The following is a 17,706-nucleotide window of genomic DNA, read 5'->3' on the forward strand; positions in this document are numbered from 1 at the left end:
GCTCACGGAGGGTTCAGTCGCCGGCGTCCAGGGCCAGGAGCTGGCGGCGCAGCAGGCCTGCCAGGAGCTCACGCTCCTGCGGCGTCGTGCACTGCTCCAGCCGCTCCCGCTCGCTGCCAACGATCACAGGCAGCACCGCCTCCACCAGCTGGGCGCCCCTGGCCGTGAGCCGCACCAGGACGCTGCGCCGATCGGTGGTTTCACGGTGCCTCTCCACCAGGCCGTCGGCCTCGAGGCGGTCGATCCGGTTGGTCATCGCCCCCGAGGACAGCATCAAGGCGCCGTAGAGCTCGGTGGGGGTGAGCTGGTGCGGGGGAGGCTGGCGCCGGAGGGTGGCCAGCACATCGAAGGACCAGAGGCTCAGGCCATGAGGGGCCAGCAAGGCTTCGCGGTGGCGCTCCAGCAGCCGGGCGAGGCGCAGGATCCGCCCCACCACGGCCAGGGCAGAGACATCCAGGCCTGGGGAGGCCTGTTGCCACTGGCTCTGGATCTGGTCGATGCGGTCGGAGGCCATGACCCGAGGATAACTTGACGTCGAGACAACTCACCCCTAGCTTCGAATCAAGTCTCTTGATATCGAGATGCCTTGCCTGTCTCTGCCCCGCTCGCGGGCGCCCGTTGTCCCCGTCTCCTCGGCCATGGCGATCGCCATGGCCCTGCTGGCCGGCACCCTGCTGCCGGTGCAGGCGGCCATGAACGCCCAGGTGGCCCGGTCGCTCCAGTCCGTTCCCCACGCCGCCCTGCTCTCCTACCTGCTGGGTTCACTCACCCTGATCGGGCTGCTGCTCAGTCGCCTCTGGCCGGCACCCGACTGGCGGGCGATCCGCACGGCCCCGCGCTGGAGCCTGCTGGCCGGGGTGCTCGGCGTCTGGTACATCTGCTCGAGCACCCTGGTGCTCCCGCGTCTGGGCGCCACACTGACGCTCGGACTGGTGGTGGCCGGCCAGGCGGTCTCCGGCCTCGTGATGGATCACCACGGCTGGCTGGGGGTCCGCCGCCAGCGTCTCGGCGCCAGGGGCTACGCGGCCATGGCGCTGCTCCTGGCCGCCCTTGCCCTGCTCACCCAGGCGGGGGGTGGGCGATGAACCCCCTCTCCGCCGTGCTCTGTGCCTTCTCGGGCGGCAGCATGCTCTCGTTGGGTGGGGCCGCCAACGCGCGGCTGGCCGGCAGCCTGCGCTCCGCCGTGGCCGCCGCCACGGTCAATTTCCTGGTGGGGTCCGCCACCCTCGGCCTGCTGCTGGTCCTGGGGAGTTTCCATGCCGACCCCCTCGCACGGCTGGGCGGGGTCCCACCCTGGGCCCTGGGCGGCGGCATGCTCGGCGCCGTGTACGTGACCCTGATCACCCTGGTGATTCCCAGGCTCGGACTCACCGCCACCACCATGACGGTGGTCTGCAGCCAGCTGATCGGCTCGCTGCTGATCGATCACTGGGGCTGGCTGGGCGTCCCCCAGCAACCGACCGGGCCCGGCCGCTGGCTGGCGGTGCTGCTGCTGCTGGTCGCCGTCGCCTTGCGCCGAAGCGATGACTGACACGAAGGGTGATCTGCGGATGGGGGTGGCCTGCTCCGCCTTTGGGGTGATCGGCGCGGTGGAAGCGGCCCTCGGCGTGCTGGTGCCCTCACTGCTGGACACCTTCTCGCTGAGCACGGGGTCGGTGACGTTGCTGCTGGCCAGCCAGATCGGTGGCTATCTGCTGGCGGCCCTGCTGAACGGCATGGTGAACAGCCGGCTGGGGCTGGACCGGCTGCTGCTGGTGGCCTTCACGCTGCTGGCCTCGGCCCTGCTGCTCTACGCCCTCACCCCCCGCTGGGACCTGATGGTGGCCACGGGGGTGGCGGTGGGCCTGGGCATCGGCCTGATCGACGCCGGCCTCAACACGGCGGTGGCGCAGCACGAGGCCGGCGCCCGGCTGATCGGCCCGCTGCATGGCTTCTACGGCGTCGGCGCCGTCACGGGGCCGGCAATCGCCACCACGGTGCTGGCCCTGGGGGGCGGCTGGCGGCAGGTGTATCTGGTGCTGGCAGGCCTGGGCGGGCTGGTGCTGCTGGTGATCTGGCAGCAACGGCGGGCCGGCCCGGGGCCGCGTGCCGCCGGGGCCGCCGGCGGCGAGTGGCGCGTGCTGGGGCAGGCCCTGCGGCGGCCGGCCGTGGGGCTGAGCGGGCTGGTGCTGCTGGCTGCGGTGGGCCTCGAGGCCTCGATCGGCACCTGGGCCTTCAGCGTTCAGCACCTGGGCCGCTCCCAGTCGGCGGTGGCAGCCGGCATCGGCGTCAGCCTCTACTGGCTGGGGCTGACGGTGGGGCGTTTCGGTTTCGGCGGGCTGGTGGGACGGCTGGGGGTGATCCGATGGATCAGCGGCTCGCTGGCCCTGCTGCTGACGGCCCTGATCGGCTGGTCCGGCGGGGCTGCGCCCTGGCTCGCCCTGCCGCTGGCGGGGTTCGGCCTGGCCGGGATCTTTCCCGCCACGATCCTGCTGATCCCGCGGCGCCTGCCCGTCGCCCTGGTGCCGGCCGCCGTCGGCCTGGCCACCAGTGCCGCCAGCGCCGGCGCGGTGGCCGTGCCCACCTCGCTGGGCTGGATCGCTGCTGAGATGGGGTTGGCCGCCGTGCCCGCCCTGCTGATCCCCGTGGGGCTGGGCCTGGCCGGCCTCCATGTCCTTCTCCTGCCTCGCCATGGTTGACATCGGACTGACCCATGTGGCCCTGCCCGTCACGGATCTGGAGCGGAGCCTGGCCTTCTATGCCACCTACACCGACCTGCGTCCCGTCCACCGGCGGGACAGTGGCACGGGGCTGCGCGTGGCGTGGATCGGCGACGGCACTCGGCCCTTCGTCGTGGTGCTGATCGAGAGCCGCGTGGTGGATGCGCCGCTGCGGCCCCTGGGCCATCTGGGGGTGGGCTGCGCCAGTCCGGAGCGACTGCTGGAGCTCTGCGCGCTGGCCCGCAGCGAAGGGGTGCTGATCGCAGACCCCCGGGACGACGGACCGCCCGTGGGGCTCTGGGCCTTCCTGCGGGATCCCGACGGCCACACCCTGGAGCTCTCCTACGGCCAGGAGATCGGCCTGGCCTCCACCCCCACCCCTGTGACGCCATGAACCACGACACGGACCTGCACTGGTTGAACGAGCCGCCGCGATGGGAGCGCGAGGCCGCCAACGGCCGCCTGCGGCTGTGGCCGGCGGGCCGCACCGACTTCTGGCAGCGCACCCACTACGGCTTCGAGGCCGACAACGGCCATGCGCTGCTGCGGGAGGTGGACGGTGATGGGGTGCTCACCTGCCGGGTGACGGCCCATCCGCAGCACCGCTACGACCAGGCCGGGCTGCTGCTGCGGCTGTCACCGGCCTGCTGGATCAAGACCTCGGTGGAATTCGAACCGGACGGCCCCAACCGGCTCGGCGCTGTGGTGACCAACGCCCAGGCCTCCGACTGGTCGACCCAGCCCCTGGCCCGGGAGATCAGCACGGTGTGGTTCCGGCTGCGCCGCGAGGGCCGCGATGTGATCGCCGACGCCTGCCTGGATGGGGAGCACTGGGAACAGCTCCGGATGGCACGGCTGCAGGAGCTGAGCGAGACGGGAGCGGTGCAGATCGGGCTGTACGCATGCAGCCCCACGGCGGAGGGTTTCCTGGCGGAATTCGATCACGTCGACTGGTGTTCGGGAAGAATGTCGTAGTGCATGACGTCTTCCCGGGTGCCGAGCTTGGTGTACAACGCGACGGCTGAGTCATCGCCATCGTCGGCCTGGGCGAAGATGACATAGATGCCGCGCTGCTTGGCGATGCGCTTGATGGTGCTGATGAGTTCGGTGGCGATGCCCTGGCGCCGGACATCCGCCGCGACCGCCAGATCGTAGATGTAAAACTCGCTGCGCTCCTGCTCAAACTTGGGAAGGACGTAGCCGGTCAGCCCGCCGACAACCTGACCTGCCGCGAAGGCGGCGACGGCGATGAAGGTGTCGCTGGCCAGGAGCCTGGTGAGGTAGGCGTCGCTGGGTTGATGGTTGAGGTAGGACTCGGGGTCGTCGAAGGCCTCGCTGAAGAGCCCCAGCATCTGGCGGAGGGCCGGTGCGTCAGAGGCGCCGAGGAGCCGGATCGAAGGGGGAGCGTTCACGAGGCTGAGAGAAGAAAGCGGCCGATTTTGTCACCAACGTGTTGCCCATGAGCGGCGTTCCAACGCATTGGGACGAGGATCTCTGACGGCGTCAGCTCGATGCGATTGTTAGGTGTGTCCCTCCGGCGCTACTAGCTGAGCGCTATCGGCATCGCCAAGGTACAGATAGAGCGGAAGCCCCAAGGAGACCCCAACGGTACAGGTGCAGGCCACCACGAGCCAGTGCTTCTTGGATCCGCGCGCGATTTGCCGCGCCGACAGCACGAGCATCAAGATGGCGGAGATAACCACGTCGAGCCACGCGAATGCGGCGATAGGTGTTGAAGCCTGCTGGATCAGAGACGGCACGTTCAGCCCGTTCTCAAGGAGCCACGGGACAAATACAGCGTACGGAACCACCGTTCCGACGACGCACATCAGCAACCAGAATCGCTTCACGAGTTCCCCCAGTTCAAGAACGATCGATACGACCAAACCTAACGACCGAACTCAGCGACACCGGAGGGATGGCGCCAACGCTGCTTGCGCAGCGTTCGTGACACCCTGGAGGTATTGGCTACAGAGCAAGATTAGGCCCCGTTGTGAGGCAATTCTGGATTCAGAACCTCGCTGACGTGGCCGGCGACGACACGCCACTTTCCGTCTGCTTCAGGCGCCCAGACTCGCGTGTAACGAAAGGTACCTTCGATCAGATTGCCAGCCACCTCCACGGAGAGCCGAGCCCGTAGGGAGCTTACCGCGACATCCGGCCTGACCCACGAAACCCGAAGCTCCTCGGGTTGATGGCTGCGGAAGCGGAAGAAGCCGGAGCGATGTGCATCAAGATCTTCTGCCTTAGAGCCGAGCTGGCCATCATGACCGGTGAAAAGGAGCTCTGAAGAGATCAGGTGGTCCAAGGCTGCAACGTCACCGGTGAGTTGAGCCGCTCGAATCTGCGCCTCAAGAGCAATGATTTCGGGAGCAGGCTCCCCGAGCAGGACTGCGTTAAGGATCTCCTTGTCAACTTCGAACATTCGGTTTCCCTCAGAGCGTTGCTGTGGATCGATCATATCGGTGAGCGAGAGGCCTAACGCTCAGAATTAGCGGCGGCGCAAAGTGCCGTCCGCTGAAAGGCCTTTTGATCAAGCAGACCGAGCTGAACGAGCACACTCGCTTGATCCCACGAGATGTGTTCGTAGGCGACCTTGTCGTCTTCGATACCGACGATCACGACGAGTACCGCTTCCACGCGTCGTCCAGTGGGCTCAATTCCGGGCAGGACGTGGTCCATCTTAATGGTGTGAGTGAACGAGATGATGAGTTCATCGACGAGACGTTCCTCGCTGTACGTGCGCGAAATCGTTTCGAACATGACATCAGGCGGGAAGAACTGGCCTATGAGCCGCTTGGAGTAGAAGGTACGGACGCCCTGTGAACGTTGTCCCCCCACCATGGTCGGCACATTTACGAGATGCGGGTTCGGCACCATGGTCACAAGCGTCTCGTCGAGGTCGCCGGCCAATTCCGCCTGCACATGAGCGTTGAAGATCGCGTCAAGTATCGCGTGTAGTTGCTGCTTGCTCATGTTCTTTCACTGTCTGGGTGTGAGTGCTGCCAACGCTTGCCATCAACTGGCCGCGGCGAGGAAGGGGACAAGCAAGAATTATTTGGGGGCGGCACAGGTGAATGGCATTGTTAGTCTGCGTCAGGCCTCTGGTCAGAGCCGTCTTTCACTACGTCCTCCGACTCCCTGAGTATCTCAACACATTCTCTCTGAGGTGGATGGCTTTTATTGGACAGATTCGGCCCCTGACATCGTTAACCCCGGGCGGGAAGAACAGGGTTTGCTCTCAGTGTAGACCTCATGGGGAGTTTTGCCTCCCAGTGCGCTGTGTGGTCTTACATGGCCATACCTCCAGAAGAAGCGGGCCAGACTGATCTCGGCTTCCCAGCCATCGCCATAGGCGCGGAGGTAGACCTCCTCATATTTGACGGTGCGCCAGAGCCTCTCCACCAGGATGTTGTCAAAGCACCGCCCCCTGCCTGACCAGCTGACCTTGATGTCTTCTGCCTTGAGTCGTTGAACGAAGGCCGATGAGGTGAATTGACAGCCCTGATCAGAATGGAAGATCTCGGGTTTGCCGCCACTGACCAGGGCCATCTCCAGGGCCTCCAGGCAGAACTCCGTGTCAAGGCTGTTGGAAAGCTTCCAACTGAGCACATGCCTGGAGAACAGATCCACAATCGCCACCAGGTATAGGAAGCCCTTCCGCAGTGGGATGTAGGTAATATCTGTCGCCCAGACCTGATCTGGAGCTGTGACGGCTCTGACATCAACCAGGCAGGGAAAGCGCTCTGATGGTTCGCCCGGCACCGTGGTACGAGGCTTCTGGTAGATCGCCCGTAATCCCATGCGCCGCATGAGGTTTCGGACACGGTCACGGCTGATTGGGATGCCGTCTCTGGCCAGATACTGCACCATCCGACGGCTGCCGGCGGTGGGATCCTCCAGGTAGAGGGCATCGATCCTGCCCATGATCCGTAGCGTGGATTCACCCACCGGCACCGGCTGGTAATACAGCGAGGATCGAGGCAGGCCAAGCAGCTCACATTGACGGCTGACCGTGAGCTCAGGATGGTCATGATCGACCAGTTTTCGCAGTTCATGGGCATCAGAGCAGTTGAGACTTTTTTTTCAGCCACTCCAGCTCCATCTGAAGCTTGCCGATCTGCTGGAACAGCTCCGCCTCCTTAGCCTGGCTTTCGTCTTTGGCCTGCGTCTTCTTGCCCCGCGTGAACAAGTCGCTGGCACCCTTCAGCAGCTGCTTCTTCCACTGGCTCACCTGGATCGGGTGCACCGAATGATCAGCGGCGATCTCCTGGAGCGTCTTGCGGCCACTGATCGCCTCCATGGCGACCTTGGCCTTGAACTCGGGGCTATGGGTGCGGCGTTTGCTCATCGGTGGGAGCCCCCTCTCAGGGGCGGTGCCCCGCCTCACAGGTTAACGATGGACCCTGTCCAGAAAAACCAGACCACCTCACAGTGGCTTGTTTTGTGCCGCCTAACGCTCAAGATCACCTGCCCGCAAGCATCGCATTGGTATAACTACTGAGACATCGGTGGCGGGTCAGGTGGATCTTGTTGTTGGGCTTCGCACGAATCGCAAGTCAATAAGAATTTAGACAGCTGGCCCTGAGGATCACTAACAATCACGTTGCGGGCCCGATCAAGAAGATCAAGTAGAATCCCAATCGAATCAAGCTTTTCAATTATTCTTTTTTGCTGCTCATCCAAGTACTCAATTACCATTCTATAGATATCAACTGATGTACTATCTAGCTCGGCCAGCCTGTGATGTATCAAGTTATTGCGATCTTTTACAAGTTCTAGCAGGGATTCTCGGAACTTCCGGGAGCCCTTGTCATCTCCGACTGAAAAGGAAAGTGAAATGTGAATGTCGTCTAGGTTCTCGGGAATGTCTTCCAGATTATCGTGTCCCTTTTCCAGTGAACTAACAATTTGCATCGTAAGATTCCCAAGGGTCTTCCTGTGATTCTCTCGAATTCTGCGTCGCTTCTTTCTCTTTAGGTCCTTAGGAGAACCAGATATACACAACGAGAGTAAGATCTTGAGGCCAGACTCGAGTCTTGCAAAGTTGACAACATTGCGACCAACCTTACGCAGTGCCTCGGAACGTATAGTCTCAATTTCAATCCTACCAGATTGGGCTGACTCATCTTGTTGCATTACTCCAATGCCCAACATGGATAAGCTGTCAATAGAAATGACATTATGGATGAGTGTATGGCTGTGGGTCTCTTCACTACACTGACGTTAATGCAAGGCAATGTTGGATTCAAGTGACAATGTAATCAGTCAACCACCGTAAGCCCAACGCTGCCCCTGAGTAGCAGGCAAGGACTCTAGAGTGATAGCAGAGAGCCGGTGGTGGCCTGTCCACTCGAGGGGCATGTTAGATGGTAATCACTCGCCATCAACAAGTAGCGATGACTTTGCTGTTAGAAATGAAGCGAAGGCGGAGCAAGCGACTAGCATGAATGCTGCCTCTTCGTAGCCAATGTTGTTCTCCTCAAGCAGTGAATGGCGAATTCCGCTCTCGTCGCTTGAGTAACCATAGAGACTCTTAAACGAAGTCTTAAGCGCCCTGTGAATCGGGGACTTTGCTGAGATTCGCTCCAATGCATACGCGACACCATTGCCTCCCGTGCCTGCTAAGCCATTAACAATTGCCTCAATCGAGGAAATAGATTCCTTAATTGAGTTCCGATAATCTGGAGCTGGCTTCTTTCCTAATAGCTCGAGAGCAGTTAAAAGATGTTGGCGTGCTCCGCCCTGCCCTTCCACTTCCAAGTCATGAATGGCTTTATCAATCGCGGCAACCTCGATAGGGCTTGAAATCGGAGCCAAAACATTATCGATAAAACGGTAGCCCGACAGCTCACGCTCTAGTACGTGGTTAAGTCTAGACTTCAGCAAAGCAACTCTTTGCCGATGTCTTGTGATGTCTCCGAATGTCGAGGCGATGGTTCTGGCCATGGATTCCTCGCTTACAAATAGATGCTCGATAATCTCGTAGGTCTGGTGCCAGGGTCCCTCGAAGAACGCATAGCGGAACCACTCAAGGGCTTTGCTAGAAGTTCCGCCAATTTTATCTATTGGCACTTTATGCACATTTCTTGCCACTGTTGAAGCAACTCGTTGCCATGGTGAAGGTGTCTCGTTGTCATAAAAGAGATATATCTCATTCCACAGCGAGTTTTTCAAGGCATCATCCATGCCTTCAACCTGAATGTTCTTATGTGCCGTGACAGCACCGATTCTTTCAGAGAATGGCTTCATAAGATCGATATGCATCCTTTCGGTAAGGCTAGCCATCTAACGCTGCCCCTGAGTGGCAGGCAAGGAGCCTTGCGCGGCGTAGCAGAGAGATTACGGTGGCCTGCCCACTCGAGGGGCTTGTTCGAAGGTGTCGCATCTTCACAGGCATCGCTTGTAGGCCCACTCCTCACAAGCAGATGTCAAGGCATATCAGCCTGACATCTCTCACTGAACGGGAGCCTCAATTAGACACACTGCGCGAGAAGGCGACCCGCCAGTGAACCCCACATGCTTGAACCCAGTTCCATAAACAAGACTTATCCATTTCCATTCTCCATTTCTAATTCCCTAATTGCCATTCGCCAATAGTAGGTCTCTGAGTATCTACCTACTTTGCCAAATCGCATTCTTGCAACAAGTCTTTCCGCTTTGTCTTTATCGCCACCCAGCATTGATATCAGCTTTTCTCTTACTTCAATATCAACTTCAACCTTTGCCGGCATCCGGGTAGCCTGCGAACGGGTTGATCTAGATCTCCTTTTCCCGCTTCCTTTCAACACTGCCTCTATCGCAACAAGCAAGATAACTCCAGTGATTAACCCAAGAATGAATTCCATCTAGATCAGCAAGCTAGAATCCACAAGGAGACGGTTGCCAGTGTGGCCTGCACTGTCCCTGAGTGGCCGGCAAGAAACTATTGCTATCGCAGCAAGCTCGACGCCAGCCTGTTCACTCCAAGAGAGAAGCGATCTTCCTTCTACTTTAACCATGGTTCACCTGTAGCTGCCTGGCTACGAGCACGCAACGCTGCCTTTCTGGCTCCCAGCAAACACTACACATCCTTCGAACGCTTGCCATCACCAGGCCGCAATGATCTCAGGCAGGAACAAGAAACCCCTTGGAGGCGGCTCTGGTGAATGGCATGGTTAGTTTGCGTCATGGGAGTCATGCAAAAACTCGCCAACCTCGGCCTTCAATACAATTAGGTCTGAATAGACAAGTCCGAAAACGGCATCGTCGTCAACTGCTCCGTAGTCATGAGCAAGCATGTTTCTAAAGTCAACGATCGCACGAGAATTGGAAATGGAACGAAATAGCCTCTCATCTAGAGCGCTGACCCTTCTAAGTGCCTCCCCAATAATGATGAACTCTCGCTCGACAGCAGATCTCACGGCACGCTTGCTTCGGTATTCTTCAACCGAGACGCCGCTCATTACGTCTTCAATCGCAATGCATGCTTCAAGGACATCTTGCAAATAGGCAGATACATCACGCGCCATACACCAGCTTCTTTGTTCGATCAATCTCGTTGGCAATTATTTTGTTTTTCACCGCTCCCTGCATCACTAAATCAACGTCGGCTTGAAAGATGTTTCTAAAGGCCTCGCGAGCGTCAAGAAAGACGTGGAAGCGCTTGGTAATTTCCAATGGGCCAAACTCAACAAGAAGATCGATGTCGCTTTCTCCAGGCTTAAAGTCGTCTCTCAAAGCTGAGCCAAAGACAAACAGCCGCTCAATCCCATATCGCTGGCAAGCTGCGGCGATCTCTTCAAGCTTCTCGTCAATGGGGACTGACATAACACACCTCCTCGGCACATTGTAACCAGAAACCCAGGGAGGCCACCACGGGTGACTGCATCAGCACCTCCGGAACGTCAAACTAACGATTATGGATAGATCGTGCGCAGCCACGATCTTATCCGAAGTTGAACAAGCCTGCAACGATGGAGCCTGATGGCTTACTGCAGAAACATCCGGCCAGTTTTCAGGATATCTTTGGCTTTCTCCTGAGTGCAAATGCCTGCCGTTTGGGGCATCGTTGAACCTTGCCATGCCTCAGCCGAATCTAGAGCGCAGCTGAGCTGGCCGTTCAGTTCTCTGGAGCTGAACGGATCTGCTCAGTGTCTGCTGGCTACATTCAGGGATATCTTCCCAGCATTCTTGTCAGCCTCAGCACAGCAGCGGCGTCATCCCTCGTTCTCGCAGTGCGATGATGCGCATCTGTCCCTGGCACAGGGGGCAGAGCATAGGCGCTTTCTCGCGGGGAAGCTCTGGAATCGGCAATTCCACCCTGAGCAGCAATTGCACCCCTTGGATCAGTCGTTTGGCATTGCCATGCAGCAGGCCGTAATCCCGTACACGCCGGAAGCGTCTCGGCAGGACATGCCGCAGCAGCAGCCACAGAAACTCTCCGCCCGGTAGTGTGCGAACCTGGCGCGTTCCCTTGTTGTCCTGATAGCAGAAGCTGACTTTGCCCTCATGGTCGGCAATGATGTTCTTCTCCGGCAATACTCCACGGTAGAGGTAGCGCCCCAGATACACCAAGGCCTTTTCGCCCCTGCCCACCGATTTGCAGTTCACAATCCACTCTCTTGGCAGTGGAGTCTTGAGCCGCAAGCCCAGACGGCGCATCCCCTCGTACCATTTGGCGCGGAACACCCTCGCCAGGTTGCCGGCCGGGAACAGGTACCCTGCCACTTTGTCCCTCCACTGCCGTTTCTGCACGTTGATCGCACCTGCGGGCACAATCAGATGCACGTGGGGATGGTACTCAAGCCGCCGGTTGTGGGTGTGCAGAACGGCATGGGCGCCAATCTTCCCTCTCAGTTTCGGATCACGGCGGGCAAAGGAATCGATCGTTTCCCAGGCTGTTTTCAGCAGTAGATCATAGGCCAATCGTTGCTGCTGCCAGAAGATCTGCCTGAGTTCTGCAGGCACGGTGAAGGTGATCAGGAAGTACTCCACTGGCAGCAGCTTGGCCCGTTGTCGTTCGATCCACTGTTGACTTTCATGATGTTGGCAGTGTGGGCAACTGCGGTGTCCACAGGAATGGGGGATGCGGATGCTGTGCTCACAATCGGAGCATTGCAGCCGCATGACGTCACTGCCGCTCTGGCGGCAACGTCCCATCGCCTGCAGGGCCTGGCGGTGGCTTGGCAGCAGCTGATGGCCATGGCGGCGCTCCAGCTCACCCTGATAGCGCGCCACCAGATGGGAGAGGAGAAGCATCAGCCTTCCTCCCAACGAAGCTGGAAGCCGCTCAGCAGCGTCTCGATCCGATCGCTGGTGTGATCGCGCACCACATGGGTGATGTGGGCGTAACGCGCTGTGGTGTTGCTGTTGCTGTGGCCGAGCAACGATTGGATCAGGCGTAGATCCATCCCTTGCTCCAGCAGGTGGGTGGCATAGGCATGGCGCAGGGAGTGCACTGTGAGCCGTTTCTCGATGCCACACTCCTTGCGGGCGGCCTTGAGCGCGGCCTGGACACCGCTGGCATCCATCGGTGCGCTCGCCATCCGGACGATGAACTGGCTTCCGGCCGGACTGGGGAAGAGCAGACGGGGGTGACGGTGGGTTGTCCAGAACCTGCGCAACGATTGGAGCGTGAGATCGGGGATGGGGACATAGCGATCCTTACCGCCTTTCGCATCGCGGAGGTGCACACGTCTTTGGCTGCCGTCAATGTCCGCCACCTCCAGTCCCAGGCCTTCACTGATTCGCAGACCCAGGCTGTAGACCGCCAGCAGGAAGATGCGATAACGCAACTTGCGTACCGTATTGATCAACGCATGCACTTCCTCTCGGGTGGGAATGTCCGGGAGAGTGCGTACACGGGGAGGGCGAATGATTTTGATCCACTCCATCTCGCGATCGAGCACATAGCGATGGAAGAACTGCAGGCTGCAGAGATCCACCTTGATTGTGCTCCATGAATACTGCTCCAGCAGAGCGGCAAAGTAGCTCTTTAACTCATCAGGGCTGAGATCATCGGGGCAACGACCAAAATGGCCGGCGACTCGCCGCAATGTTCGGCTGTAGCTATCAATTGTTTTGTCGCGCAAGCCATGCAGCTGCATGGCTTGCAGATTGGCATCAAACAGGCGATCAAAACGCTCCTGTTCTGCAGTATTCATCTCAGCAGCTTCCCAGCGGGAAGATGAAGGGGGAAAGCACATCCGAGGACGTGCATCCCTCAGTGTCTTCCCGACGGTCGCGCTCTCCTGTCGCTGCTCAAGACATGCTTGCAGTTCCGCGCCAGTGGCATGGCGCTAGAACCTTGGGCAGTCGGCTTGAAACTGAAGCAGTTCAGCTATGCTGTGGCTTGCAATCTGCCGCGTAGCGGCTTAGTTCAACTTGTTATTGGGTGGTTCCGTGAACCACGGTCCGTCCTCCGCTCGTTTCCGTGAACCACAGTTGTTGCCAATGGCCCATCAAACGAGAATCCTTTCCTGAACAGCGATCTTAGCTGGAAGGCCAAGTCTTTCGACCGTGGTTCACGGGTCCGATAACCACATGTAGCCATGACTACAAGTTGTCCGCGGGGCTGCAGACGCCCAGTGGCCCGCGGTTCAGCACATGGGTGTAGATCATGGTGGTGCTCACGTCCTTATGGCCCAGCAGTTCCTGGATCGTGCGGATGTCCTGGCCCCGTTCCAGAAGGTGGGTCGCAAATGAGTGCCGGAAGGTATGGCAGCTGGCCGCTTTGGTGACGCCCGCCTCAGCCACGGCCCGCCTCACGGCTTTCTGCACCACGCTCGGATCGAGGTGGTGGCGGCCCTGTGTTCCTGAGGCCCGATCATGCCAACGGTTCTGTTGGGGAAACACCCATTGCCAGGCCCACTCCCGATCCGCCCTCGGATACTTTCTCGCCAGGGCATAGGGCATCACCACCCGGCCCCACCCCGCAGCCAGATCACCCCGATGCAACTGGCGCACCTTCAGCAGATGCTCCTGCAGCCCAGGCACCAGGCTCTGGGGCAGCAGCGTCAGCCGGTCCTTGCCGCCCTTCCCGTCGCGCACCGTGAGCTCACGCCGCTGAACATCCACATCCTTGACCCGCAGCCGCAGCGCCTCCATCAATCGGAGGCCGCTGCCGTACAACAGCCCCACCGCCAGGGCCGACTCTCCCTCCAGTCGTTGGCGCACCGCCCGCACCTCCGCTTCGCTGAGCACCACCGGCAGCCGGCGCCGTGTCCGCGCCCGCACCACCCCCTCCAGCTCCAGATCCCGCTCCAGCAGCTCCCTGTACAGAAACAGCAGCGCCGCCAGCGCCTGGTTCTGGGTGGAGGCGCTCACCTGCAGCTCCACCGCCAGGTGGCTCAGAAAGGCGTTCACCTCGGCGCTTCCCATCTCGCGCGGATGACGCCTGCCGTGAAACCGGAGGAATCGCCGCAGCCACTGCTCGTAGGTGTTCACGGTACGGCGGGCGTAATGGCGCACCTGCAGCTCTTCGCGATAGCGCTGGATCAGGCCGGGGGCGCGGCTGGCGTCAGCCATGGGCTCGAGAGTGTGTGGGGTTTCTTGAGAGTTCCACCTCTGGTCCCAACCCCATCCACACACGCCATAGTCTGTACAGACCCCATGTACAGACGCCCACCATGGCGCGCGTCTCCGTCACCCACCTGCGCCAGAACCTGCCGGCCTGGCTCAAGCGCGTGCAGGCCGGGGAAGCGATTCAGGTCACCTCCCACGGCCGGGTGATTGCCCGCATCGAGCCGGAACAGGACCCAGCCGAGGAGGCCCGCCGCTGGCTGGAGGGGCTGGGCGGCAGCGTCACCCTGGGGGATGTGGTCGCCTCGATCGCTGATGGCGACGCCGATCTCGAGGGCTCGGGTGATGCTGACCATCTGTGACACCCATGTGCTGCTGTTCTGGGCCCATGAGCCGGCCCGGCTCTCCCGCCGCGCCGCGGCGGCCCTGGAGCAGGGGCGCGCCCAGGGTCAACTGGCCATCGCCGACATCAGCCTCTGGGAGCTGGCCCTGCTCCACGAACGCGGACGCCTGAGCCTGCCGGACGACGTGCCCCCGGCCCTGTACCTGCGCCGTCTGCTGGAAGCCCTGCGGCTGGAGGTGCTGCCGATCACCGCCGAGATCGCCCTGCTCTCCCGTGGTCCCCAGTTCCGCCATGGCGACCCGGCCGACCGCCTCATCGGCGCCACGGCCCTGCAGGGCCGCCGGCCCCTGATCAGCGCCGACGAGAAGCTCCACGCCATTCCCGAGCTGGAGACGATCTGGTGAGCGCTCCCCTCACCATCCGCCCCCTGCAGAGCGCCGACATCCCCACCATCACCGGCTGGGCCCGCCAGGAGGGCTTCGCGCCTGGCGTGGGCGATGTGGCCATCTACCGCCAGACCGACCGCCAGGGGCTCTGGGTGGGCTGGCTCGGCGACGAGCCGGTGGGGTGCATCGCCGGGGTCCGCTACAACCCCTCCTACGGCTTCATCGGCCTGTTCCTGGTGGTGCCCCCCCAGCGGGGCCGGGGCTACGGGGTGCAGCTGTGGAAGCAGGCGCTGGCCCATCTGGCCGAGGTGCCCTGCATCGGCCTGGAGGCCGCCCCCGAGCGGATCGACGACTACGCCCGCTGGGGCTTCGCGCCCGCCTCCCCCACCACCCGCTGGCAGCGGCTCCACGCCGGCGCCACGCTCCCGGTGCCCGCCGCGCCGGAGCCCCCCTGGTGCCTGCTGGAGGGGAGCGCCATCCCGTCCGCCGCCGTGCAGCGCTTCGATGCCGAGCGGGAACCCTCGCCCCGGCCCCACTTCCTGCGCCCGTGGCTCCGGCATCCGGCCGGCACCGTGCTGGCCCTGGTGGATCGCGCCGGCGCCTGCCACGGCTTCGGCCGGGTGCGGCCCTGCCTCCTTGCCAATGGCGACGGCTGGCGCCTCGGGCCCCTGGTGGCCGACAGTCCCGCCGCCGCCCGGGCCCTGCTCGAGGGCCTGCTGCAGCGCCATCCCGGCACGGTGCTGATCGATGCCCCCGGCGCCAATGCCGCCGCCGCCCCGCTGCTGGCGTCGCTGGGGTTCGCCCCCGTCTCCCGCACGCTGCGCATGTACCGGGGCGTGCCGCCGGTGGTGTCGCTCGCGGACGTCTACGGCCTGGCCTGCCTGGAGCTCGGCTGACCCAACCCGCCGAAGGCTCCCCTACCTTCCAACCAGAGCCGCCCCACCCCAGCGCCCGCAGCCGCCGTGATGACGCGCCCCCCATCCCCGTTTCCCGGCCTGGTGCTGCTGTCGCTGGCCCTGGCGGCGCCGCTGGCGGCCGGGCGCCTGCGGGCGGCGCCGATCCCCCTGATGCAGCCGGCGGGCATGGAGCTGCTGGTGGCCAGCGGCGAGCGGGCCGACTACGGCCCCCTGGCCGAGCAGTTCCTCACCCAGGCCAACCTCGCCTACTGCGGCGTGGCCAGCGCCGCCATGGTGCTCAACAGCCTGGCCGTTCCCGCCCCGCCCGTGCCGGGCTACGGCCGTTACCGCTTCTGGACCCAGGAGAACGTCTTTGACGTGCCGGCCGGCAGCCAGGTGGTGAGCGCCGAGGTGGTGCGGCGCCAGGGCATGACCCTGACGGAACTGGCCGGCCTGCTGGCGGCCCACGGCGTGAAGGCCGATGCGATCCACGGCGACCGGCTGAGCCTGGAGCAGTTCCGCGCCCTGCTGCGCGCCAACCTCAGCCAGCCCGGCGACCGCCTGCTGGCCAACTACCTGCGCCCCTCCCTCGGCCAGGCCGGCGGCGGCCACATCGCCCCCCTGGCCGCCTTCCACGCCCCCAGCGACCGGGTGCTGATCCTCGATGTGGCCCGCTACCGCTACCCCTCGGTGTGGGTGCCCGTCGCCGACCTCTGGGCCGCCATCCGCACCATCGACAGCACCTCGGGCCGCAGCCGCGGCCTGGTCACGATCCGGCGGCTGCCGGGGGCGACACCGCCTCCAGAAAGCGTTCCGCCACCCGGTCCCAGCTGAACGGCACCACGTGCTCGCGGCCGTAGGCCCGCTGCTGGGCCTGCAGCGCAGGATCGGTGAACAGGTTGAGAATGGCCTCGGCCAGCGCCTGAGGATCCCGCGGTGGCACCAGCAGGCCGGCCTGGCCATGGGGCACCACCTCGGGGATCGCCGTGGCCGTGGTGCTCACCACCGGCAGTCCGCTGGCCATCGCCTCAAGGAACACGATCCCGAAGCCCTCCTGGATCGACGGCAGGCAGAACACCGCACTGCGCCGGTACCACTCCCGCACGGCGCTGTCGTCGGGCAGGGCCCCCAGCAGCTGCACCACCGCCTCCAGCCCCAGCCGCTCTACCAGCTCCCGCAGCGCCCCGTGCTCCGGCCCGTCGCCGATCACCACCAGCCGAGCACTCGGCAGCCGCTCGTGCACGCTCTGGAACGCCGTGATCAGATCCCCCACCCGCTTGCGCGGGTACTGGCGCGCCACGCACAGCACCGTGTGGGGTTCGCGGGCCCCATCCAGGGCGGCCAGGGCGGCAGGGTCTTCGGCCGCCGGGTTCCAGAGCCCAACATCGATCCCCTCAGGCACCAGCTGCAGCCGCCCCGCCGGCACGCCGTAGTGGGCTTCGATGCGCTCGCAGCAGTAGCGGCTGGTGGAGAACACCAGGGGCGCCCGGCGGGCGTTGAGGCGCTCCAGCCTGGAGAGGCCCCACAGCATCAGCCGGGGCCAGCCGCTCTCGCAGCGCGACTCCTCCGCCAGCACCCCCTTGATGCAGCACACATAGGGCACCGGGCAGCGGTGCGCCACCCGGAAGCCGTCGATGTCGAAGCCCACCACCAGGTCGTAGCGGCCCTCGGCGGCGGCCAGACGCCGGGGCAGGGTGAGGTTGAACCAGAGGCGGCGCAGCAGCAGATTCCGCGGCCAGCCCCCCTCCGGCACCAGCCGCTCCACCGTGTGGCCACGGGCGATCAGGGCTCCGGCCAGGCCACCGATGGCCGCCGCCGTGCCGCTCCCCTCGGCCACCTCCTGCAGCCAGGAATCGAGAAAGGCGATGCGCATGCTGGGG

24 protein-coding genes are annotated in these 17,706 nt (G+C 62.8%); 9 read left to right on the forward strand and 15 right to left on the reverse strand.

Translation table 11 applies throughout. The annotated features are described in order from the left end of the window. Nucleotides 1-13 precede the first annotated feature (13 nt). Entirely contained in the window at nt 14-514 is a 501-nt protein-coding gene (locus CYAGR_RS11140) for a MarR family winged helix-turn-helix transcriptional regulator (RefSeq protein ID WP_015109911.1), read from the reverse strand. A 67-nt stretch (nt 515-581) separates the two neighbouring features. Here CYAGR_RS11140 and CYAGR_RS11145 point away from each other — a divergent pair, with 67 nt between their 5' ends. From CYAGR_RS11145 to CYAGR_RS11165, 5 genes are read left to right on the forward strand one after another with little or no spacing between them, the layout of a single operon-like run. Further along, nucleotides 582-1,085, forward strand: coding sequence for a DMT family transporter (locus CYAGR_RS11145; RefSeq protein WP_156818454.1), 504 nt, complete (start codon nt 582-584; stop codon nt 1,083-1,085). Beyond that, complete coding sequence (locus tag CYAGR_RS11150; protein ID WP_015109913.1) at nt 1,082-1,531, forward strand: DMT family transporter; 450 nt, start codon at nt 1,082-1,084, stop codon at nt 1,529-1,531. The genes CYAGR_RS11145 and CYAGR_RS11150 overlap by 4 nt, the downstream gene beginning before the upstream one ends. After that, the gene (locus tag CYAGR_RS11155) at nt 1,524-2,678 is read left to right on the forward strand and encodes an MFS transporter (RefSeq protein WP_015109914.1); all 1,155 of its coding nucleotides are present in this window, start codon (nt 1,524-1,526) and stop codon (nt 2,676-2,678) included. The genes CYAGR_RS11150 and CYAGR_RS11155 overlap by 8 nt, the downstream gene beginning before the upstream one ends. Further along, a complete protein-coding gene (locus tag CYAGR_RS11160; RefSeq protein WP_015109915.1) occupies nt 2,650-3,093 on the forward strand; it encodes a VOC family protein in 444 nt (147 codons plus the stop codon). Before CYAGR_RS11155 ends, CYAGR_RS11160 begins: the two co-directional genes overlap by 29 nt. Then, nucleotides 3,090-3,674 carry a DUF1349 domain-containing protein gene (locus tag CYAGR_RS11165; RefSeq protein ID WP_015109916.1) on the forward strand — a complete coding sequence of 195 codons (585 nt, stop codon included), beginning with the start codon at nt 3,090-3,092 and terminating at the stop codon, nt 3,672-3,674. Before CYAGR_RS11160 ends, CYAGR_RS11165 begins: the two co-directional genes overlap by 4 nt. Here the strand turns inward: CYAGR_RS11165 and CYAGR_RS11170 are convergent. The 13 genes from CYAGR_RS11170 to CYAGR_RS11215 all read right to left on the reverse strand — a co-directional run bounded on the left by CYAGR_RS11170 (nt 3,641) and on the right by CYAGR_RS11215 (nt 14,207). Then, on the reverse strand, nt 3,641-4,051 hold the full coding sequence (locus CYAGR_RS11170) for an AAC(3)-I family aminoglycoside N-acetyltransferase (protein ID WP_156818607.1): 411 nt from the start codon (nt 4,049-4,051) through the stop codon (nt 3,641-3,643). The genes CYAGR_RS11165 and CYAGR_RS11170 overlap by 34 nt on opposite strands. A gap of 168 nt (nt 4,052-4,219) precedes the next feature. Then, nucleotides 4,220-4,585 (reverse strand): DUF2834 domain-containing protein, encoded by a 366-nt coding sequence (locus CYAGR_RS11175; RefSeq protein WP_015109918.1) that lies wholly within the window; start codon nt 4,583-4,585, stop codon nt 4,220-4,222. A gap of 95 nt (nt 4,586-4,680) precedes the next feature. After that, nucleotides 4,681-5,124 carry a nuclear transport factor 2 family protein gene (locus tag CYAGR_RS17275; protein WP_015109919.1) on the reverse strand — a complete coding sequence of 148 codons (444 nt, stop codon included), beginning with the start codon at nt 5,122-5,124 and terminating at the stop codon, nt 4,681-4,683. A gap of 53 nt (nt 5,125-5,177) precedes the next feature. Next, a complete protein-coding gene (locus tag CYAGR_RS11185) occupies nt 5,178-5,675 on the reverse strand; it encodes a nuclear transport factor 2 family protein (protein WP_015109920.1) in 498 nt (165 codons plus the stop codon). A gap of 204 nt (nt 5,676-5,879) precedes the next feature. After that, complete coding sequence (locus CYAGR_RS11190) at nt 5,880-6,752, reverse strand: IS3 family transposase (protein ID WP_342662083.1); 873 nt, start codon at nt 6,750-6,752, stop codon at nt 5,880-5,882. Nucleotides 6,753-6,762: 10 nt separating this feature from the next. Beyond that, nucleotides 6,763-7,050 (reverse strand): IS3 family transposase, encoded by a 288-nt coding sequence (locus CYAGR_RS19210; RefSeq protein ID WP_043325763.1) that lies wholly within the window; start codon nt 7,048-7,050, stop codon nt 6,763-6,765. Between the two features lie 1,025 nt (nt 7,051-8,075). Next, complete coding sequence (locus CYAGR_RS18420; RefSeq protein WP_156818455.1) at nt 8,076-8,966, reverse strand: AbiJ-NTD4 domain-containing protein; 891 nt, start codon at nt 8,964-8,966, stop codon at nt 8,076-8,078. Between the two features lie 281 nt (nt 8,967-9,247). Continuing rightward, a complete protein-coding gene (locus CYAGR_RS18425) occupies nt 9,248-9,547 on the reverse strand; it encodes a hypothetical protein (RefSeq protein WP_156818456.1) in 300 nt (99 codons plus the stop codon). Between the two features lie 309 nt (nt 9,548-9,856). Next, nucleotides 9,857-10,210: a HepT-like ribonuclease domain-containing protein gene (locus tag CYAGR_RS19625; protein WP_015109924.1), complete on the reverse strand. Its 354-nt coding sequence runs from the start codon at nt 10,208-10,210 to the stop codon at nt 9,857-9,859. Next, nucleotides 10,200-10,508 carry a nucleotidyltransferase family protein gene (locus CYAGR_RS11200; protein ID WP_015109925.1) on the reverse strand — a complete coding sequence of 103 codons (309 nt, stop codon included), beginning with the start codon at nt 10,506-10,508 and terminating at the stop codon, nt 10,200-10,202. The genes CYAGR_RS19625 and CYAGR_RS11200 overlap by 11 nt, the downstream gene beginning before the upstream one ends. 372 nt (nt 10,509-10,880) lie before the next feature. Then, a complete protein-coding gene (locus CYAGR_RS11205) occupies nt 10,881-11,939 on the reverse strand; it encodes an IS91 family transposase (protein ID WP_015109140.1) in 1,059 nt (352 codons plus the stop codon). After that, a complete protein-coding gene (locus CYAGR_RS11210) occupies nt 11,939-12,886 on the reverse strand; it encodes a tyrosine-type recombinase/integrase (protein WP_216593343.1) in 948 nt (315 codons plus the stop codon). Before CYAGR_RS11210 ends, CYAGR_RS11205 begins: the two co-directional genes overlap by 1 nt. 349 nt (nt 12,887-13,235) lie before the next feature. Beyond that, the gene (locus CYAGR_RS11215) at nt 13,236-14,207 is read right to left on the reverse strand and encodes an integron integrase (RefSeq protein ID WP_015109926.1); all 972 of its coding nucleotides are present in this window, start codon (nt 14,205-14,207) and stop codon (nt 13,236-13,238) included. A gap of 101 nt (nt 14,208-14,308) precedes the next feature. Here CYAGR_RS11215 and CYAGR_RS11220 point away from each other — a divergent pair, with 101 nt between their 5' ends. The 4 genes from CYAGR_RS11220 to CYAGR_RS11235 all read left to right on the forward strand — a co-directional run bounded on the left by CYAGR_RS11220 (nt 14,309) and on the right by CYAGR_RS11235 (nt 16,660). Next, nucleotides 14,309-14,563: a type II toxin-antitoxin system Phd/YefM family antitoxin gene (locus tag CYAGR_RS11220; protein WP_015109927.1), complete on the forward strand. Its 255-nt coding sequence runs from the start codon at nt 14,309-14,311 to the stop codon at nt 14,561-14,563. Then, nucleotides 14,547-14,948 carry a type II toxin-antitoxin system VapC family toxin gene (locus tag CYAGR_RS11225; RefSeq protein WP_015109928.1) on the forward strand — a complete coding sequence of 134 codons (402 nt, stop codon included), beginning with the start codon at nt 14,547-14,549 and terminating at the stop codon, nt 14,946-14,948. The genes CYAGR_RS11220 and CYAGR_RS11225 overlap by 17 nt, the downstream gene beginning before the upstream one ends. Next, nucleotides 14,945-15,826 carry a GNAT family N-acetyltransferase gene (locus CYAGR_RS11230; RefSeq protein WP_015109929.1) on the forward strand — a complete coding sequence of 294 codons (882 nt, stop codon included), beginning with the start codon at nt 14,945-14,947 and terminating at the stop codon, nt 15,824-15,826. Before CYAGR_RS11225 ends, CYAGR_RS11230 begins: the two co-directional genes overlap by 4 nt. Nucleotides 15,827-15,895: 69 nt before the next feature. Next, nucleotides 15,896-16,660, forward strand: coding sequence for a phytochelatin synthase family protein (locus CYAGR_RS11235; protein WP_043325766.1), 765 nt, complete (start codon nt 15,896-15,898; stop codon nt 16,658-16,660). Here the strand turns inward: CYAGR_RS11235 and CYAGR_RS11240 are convergent. Continuing rightward, a complete protein-coding gene (locus CYAGR_RS11240; protein ID WP_015109931.1) occupies nt 16,593-17,699 on the reverse strand; it encodes a glycosyltransferase family 4 protein in 1,107 nt (368 codons plus the stop codon). The genes CYAGR_RS11235 and CYAGR_RS11240 overlap by 68 nt on opposite strands. Nucleotides 17,700-17,706 lie beyond the last annotated feature (7 nt).

The organism is Cyanobium gracile PCC 6307 (genome assembly GCF_000316515.1).
GTDB lineage: Bacteria > Cyanobacteriota > Cyanobacteriia > PCC-6307 > Cyanobiaceae > Cyanobium > Cyanobium gracile.